Raw genomic sequence first — 4925 nt, 5'->3', positions numbered from 1 at the left:
AACTTATCCACATTCTTCGCTATTTACAACATCAATAATCTTTATTTTATATATTTAAAAGATTATTTTTTCAACTTGACACAGTTTGACGAACACTCCCGGAGAGTCTAGTTTTCCCTGTCATACAAAAATCTCTAACCTCTCCTATAAAAGATTCAAATCCCTTATTCTCTTTAACTAATCTATTAGCCATATCCCAATCAATTTCTAACCTTTCTTTTGCAGGGATTAGTATTCGACCTTTCTCAACTTGATCTTTTATATTTAATAAAATAAATCCTATGCCATGTCTAGCAGCAAGAATTTCCAGCTCCCGTAAAGTACTTCCGCCCTTGCCTTCTACTAAAGAAGAAGCTACTAAATATCCATAATTAGCCCATGAGGAATTTGATAGGGCTTGAAAAAAAGATTGTCGCACATTAGCACTATCAATTACGACCTTTACCTCAAAAGACCAAAGCTTAGCTTTTTTATCGGCAAATTGTTGCACACAATCCTTGATTGCTAATGCCCAATCTTTAGTAAGATCCTCCATTCCTACTAGATCAGGATGTAACCATTTATTACCGTTAGTACCTTTATAGTTTGAAGAACATTTGTCATTAATAATTTTGCTATGAACACCCAACTCTTGTAAAAGAAAGTCTGAAAGCTTTGGGTATATCTCTTTTTCTTTTATGTTTGGTTCTTTTTCAGTATATTCTCTCTCTACCTGCTCAGTTTCTTTAGTGTAATAATATCTACACGGATATTCTTCTCTTTTAATATTAGGTTCTTGTTTTTGTATGCTTTTAAACCAATTTTTATGCATTTCTCCACTAAGAATTCCTAACATCATTTTGTCCTTTCCCGATGAATCAGTTATATTATTCAGTGTTTCGTTTTTACTTCTTTCTACTTTCTTTTTGACTTCCTCAGGATAAGTTTTTACTAGCCATTCAGCTATTTGAATAGGAGTAAATTTTTGTTCCTCATTGGCTCTAAGAAAACCAATAACTGCTTTGTTACGATTAAATTCCATAAATAATTCCACTAATTTTATAAGTCATTAATAAAATAATAATCAAAATAGCAAAAAGTTTAAATATAATTAGCAGATATAATTACAAGTTATTAGCTTTAAATTTAAATGTAATGACAATGTTGCAACTTATGCATTTTTAACAAATATCCAATCGTTATTGGAAGACTCGGTTTCGCTATATTGATAATTTTGTTTAGAGAAGTGTTTTAATTTTTCCGGTAGGTCTATAAGATTTTCTGCAATAAAATTAAACATGCTGCCTCTAGCCTTTTTGGAATTTATTGCTATTATTTGTAATTTATTATTTCTTCTTTCTTTAAAATATATATTAATTATTGGGTATTTAAGATCATTCTGATTAATGACGCAGGAATATTCATTGGATGCTAGGTTGATTAGATATTTATTTTGATGAGTTGCTAATATTTGATTTATATAATTGGTAATATCGTCTTGCCAGAAATTTGATAATTTTTCAAAATTTGGCAATTTTGTTGACATTTCTAGTCGATAAGGTTTTATTTTTTCAAAAACTCTTAGTGCACCGTATAAACCTGATATAATTAACGTGTGTCCTTGCAAGAAATCCCACTGCTCCGCGGTAAAATTCTTCCTATCAATGTTATTGTAAACATCCCCATCATAGGCAAATATCGCTTGCTTCTGAGGTTGGTTATCGAAATCTTGAAATCTATGATAATTAAGCTCAGCCAGTTTATCACTAACCCCCATTAACTGCTTAATCTGATTTTGTGACAAATTTTTACATATTTGTAAAAGAGCTTGTGTTTTAGTAAAAAAATGGGGTTGCATCGATGGCAACCCCAGTATTTGAGAAGTAAAATCTTGAGTTTTCGCTGGTGAGATTATACTGAGCATACTATTTTACTGACTCAAGCAACTTTCTAACTCCATCTACTGATTTGTTAAATAAATCTTGCTCTTCATCGTTTAATTTTATTTCTACTATTTTTTCCACACCATTTTTACCAATAATAACCGGTACACCGACATACATATTGTTTACTCCATATTCCCCTTGAAGATAAGCAGCACAACTTAATATTTTGCGCTTATCTTTTAGATAACTCTCTAACATTTCGATAGCAGATGTTGCCGGGGCGTAATAGGCAGAACCCGTTTTAAGTAGCGAAACAATTTCTCCGCCACCATTTTTGGTACGATCTATTATCTCATTAACACGTTCCTTCGTTGACCATCCCATTTCGACTAAATCTAACACTGGTATCCCATTAATTGTCGAATATCTAATCAAAGGAACCATTGAATCACCATGCCCCCCAAGGACAAAACTACTAACATTTTCTACAGAAACATTAAATTCATGGGCTAAGAAAAGGTTAAATCTGGCTGAGTCAAGTACCCCGGCCATACCGACTACCCTATTGCTAGGTAATCCACTTTCCTTTAACATTACATAAACCATAGCATCAAGTGGATTGGTTACAACAATAACAAAAGCGTTCGGTGCATATTGTTTAATATTTTCTGCAACAGTTTTGATAACAGTGCTATTAACATTAATTAAATCATCACGACTCATTCCGGGTAAACGTGGTGCTCCAGCTGTAACAATTATTGCATCTGCACCTGCTATGTCTTTATAATCATTAGTACCTGTACTAATTACATCTGAACCTGTAATAGCTCCAGCTTGTGCTATATCTAAAGTCTTACCCTGCGAAAAGCCTTGAGATATATCAAACATAACTACGTCACCAAGTTCTCTTAGACTTATCAAATGGGCAAGTGTTCCACCGATATTACCACTACCAATTAAAGCAATTTTTGTTTTTTTAGTCATACTTCCTCCTGAAAAGTATTTTATGAATTCATTGAATCAAAGAATTCTGTATTAGTTTTAGTATTTTTAAGTTTATCAATTAAAAACTCTGCTGCATCTATAGTCCCCATTGGATTAATGATTCTACGAAGAACCCACATTTTGGTTAGAATGGCTTTATCAACCAATAACTCCTCTTTACGTGTGCCAGATTTAGTAATATCAATCGCAGGATAAATACGTTTATCAGCTATTTTGCGATCGAGAACTATTTCAGAATTACCAGTACCTTTAAATTCTTCAAAGATCACCTCATCCATACGCGAACCAGTATCAATTAAAGCAGTTCCTATTATAGTTAATGAACCACCATTCTCAATATTTCTTGCTGCTCCAAAGAATCTTTTTGGTCGTTGCAATGCATTTGCATCAACCCCCCCTGTGAGAACTTTACCAGAAGATGGGACAACAGTGTTATAAGCTCTGGCAAGTCTTGTTATCGCGTCAACCAATATTACCACATCTCTTTTATGCTCTACCAATCTCTTAGCTTTCTCAATAACCATTTCTGCAAGCTGAACGTGCCTAATAGCCGGTTCGTCAAAAGTTGAACTAACGACTTCCCCAAGCACTGAACGCTGCATATCGGTTACTTCTTCTGGACGTTCATCGATTAACAGAACGATTAAAAATACTTCTGGATTATTGGTGGTAATAGCATGGGCGATATTTTGTAATAGAACAGTTTTACCAGTTCTTGGTGGAGCAACAATCAAAGCCCGTTGTCCTTTACCCATAGGAGCCACCAATTCAATTATTCTGGTACTAAAATCCTTGCTATTATCTTCTAGTTCTAATGATAATTTTTTTTCAGGATAAAGTGGAGTCAAATTATCAAAATGTACTCTATGATATGCCTTAGAAGGCTCTTCAAAGTTAACTTTATTTACTTTCAGTAATGCAAAATAACGTTCTCCTGGTTTTGGAGCCCTAATTTGCCCTTCTACCGTGTCCCCTGTACGTAGTCCAAAGCGACGAATCTGACTTGGAGAAATATAAATATCATCAGGACCGGCGGAGTAATTTACCTCTGGGGATCTAAGAAATCCAAACCCATCAGGTAGAATTTCCAGTACACCTTCTCCTGAAATCAAATCACCCTGTTCAACAGATTTCTTGAGTATAGCAAAGACTAGCTCTTGCTTTAGCAAAGCACTAGAGTTCTCAATGTTAAGATTTTCTGCTTGTACTTGCAACTCTTCAGGTGATTTACGTTTTAATTGTTTGAGATTGATGGTAACAACACCATCTTTATTAGGGCTATCATACTTGATACTATTATTGTAATGGTTATCAGATGATTCCTTATTGTCGGTCACTATATTTCTTGTCATATTTTATTTTTTTTAGATTTAATTAAGATGAGACTTTTTAAAAACTGTATTCTTTCCAGCTCGTTTTGGTTTTCTCAGAGCATTCTGCTTTTGATCATTACTTTTGATCATTTTGTTGTCAAAATCAATCGAGGGAATCCTTGTGTATATTTGTACTAGGAGGCTGCCTGCGATAACTAATTAATTATATTTTGAGCTATTTTTCGACGAGAATAGATATGATTTTTGCAGAAATAGTATATCTATTTCAAGAAAACCATGTTTATTCGCAGCCAAAAAGAGCCAAATATAGAATTACTTTAGTTATTGCAGGCAACCTCCTAGGAGGATAGCTATGATAACTAATTAATTATCATAGGCAGTCTCCTAGCAGAACATTAAATATTCTTTATATTTCCGGATAGATAATTAATTTTTTGGGAATTGATACTAAGTGTAACCAACTTTACCGAATTATTTCACATTTGTCAAACATATTTATATAAAACAACCCTTACAAAGTAATTAAAAGTCACAATCAATAGCTGAATATACTTTAATATAGCCAATCTTCCTAAACTAACTATAATAGACGTCTTGTACTTTTCTGCAATTTTTAAATTATTCTGGGTTAGGTATTACGTCAATTCGGGATAAGGGATAAGAAAAAATAAAGGAGATATAGGAGTTGCAAGGAGTTAATGCCTGTGATAAATGTTTTTTT

At 33.4% G+C, this 4925-nt stretch carries 4 protein-coding genes; all 4 read right to left on the bottom strand.

Features of this window, described 5'->3' with window-relative positions; all coding sequences use genetic code 11:
* Positions 1–70: 70 nt before the first annotated feature.
* Entirely contained in the window at positions 71–1021 is a 951-nt protein-coding gene (locus RiCNE_RS05890) for a hypothetical protein (protein ID WP_094649660.1), read from the bottom strand.
* Between the two features lie 129 nt (positions 1022–1150).
* Positions 1151–1903: a YaaA family protein gene (locus tag RiCNE_RS05885; RefSeq protein ID WP_094649659.1), complete on the bottom strand. Its 753-nt coding sequence runs from the start codon at positions 1901–1903 to the stop codon at positions 1151–1153.
* Position 1904: 1 nt separating this feature from the next.
* Positions 1905–2849, bottom strand: a complete 945-nt coding sequence (gene mdh / locus RiCNE_RS05880; RefSeq protein WP_094649658.1) for a malate dehydrogenase — start codon at positions 2847–2849, stop codon at positions 1905–1907.
* 20 nt (positions 2850–2869) lie between these two features.
* Entirely contained in the window at positions 2870–4210 is a 1341-nt protein-coding gene (gene rho / locus RiCNE_RS05875; RefSeq protein ID WP_204839962.1) for a transcription termination factor Rho, read from the bottom strand.
* Between the last annotated feature and the right edge of the window lie 715 nt (positions 4211–4925).

The sequence above is a fragment of the Rickettsia endosymbiont of Culicoides newsteadi genome, from assembly GCF_002259525.1.
Taxonomy (GTDB): Bacteria; Pseudomonadota; Alphaproteobacteria; order Rickettsiales; family Rickettsiaceae; genus Tisiphia.
This window is presented reverse-complemented; position numbering and strand designations above follow the sequence as displayed.

Excerpts from the sequence above, each read along its gene's own strand:
- RiCNE_RS05885 (WP_094649659.1), bottom strand. The coding sequence starts at position 1,903 with ATGCTCAGTATAATCTCACCAGCGAAAACTCAAGATTTTACTTCTCAA.
- RiCNE_RS05890 (WP_094649660.1), bottom strand. The coding sequence starts at position 1,021 with ATGGAATTTAATCGTAACAAAGCAGTTATTGGTTTTCTTAGAGCCAAT.
- mdh (WP_094649658.1), bottom strand. The coding sequence starts at position 2,849 with ATGACTAAAAAAACAAAAATTGCTTTAATTGGTAGTGGTAATATCGGT.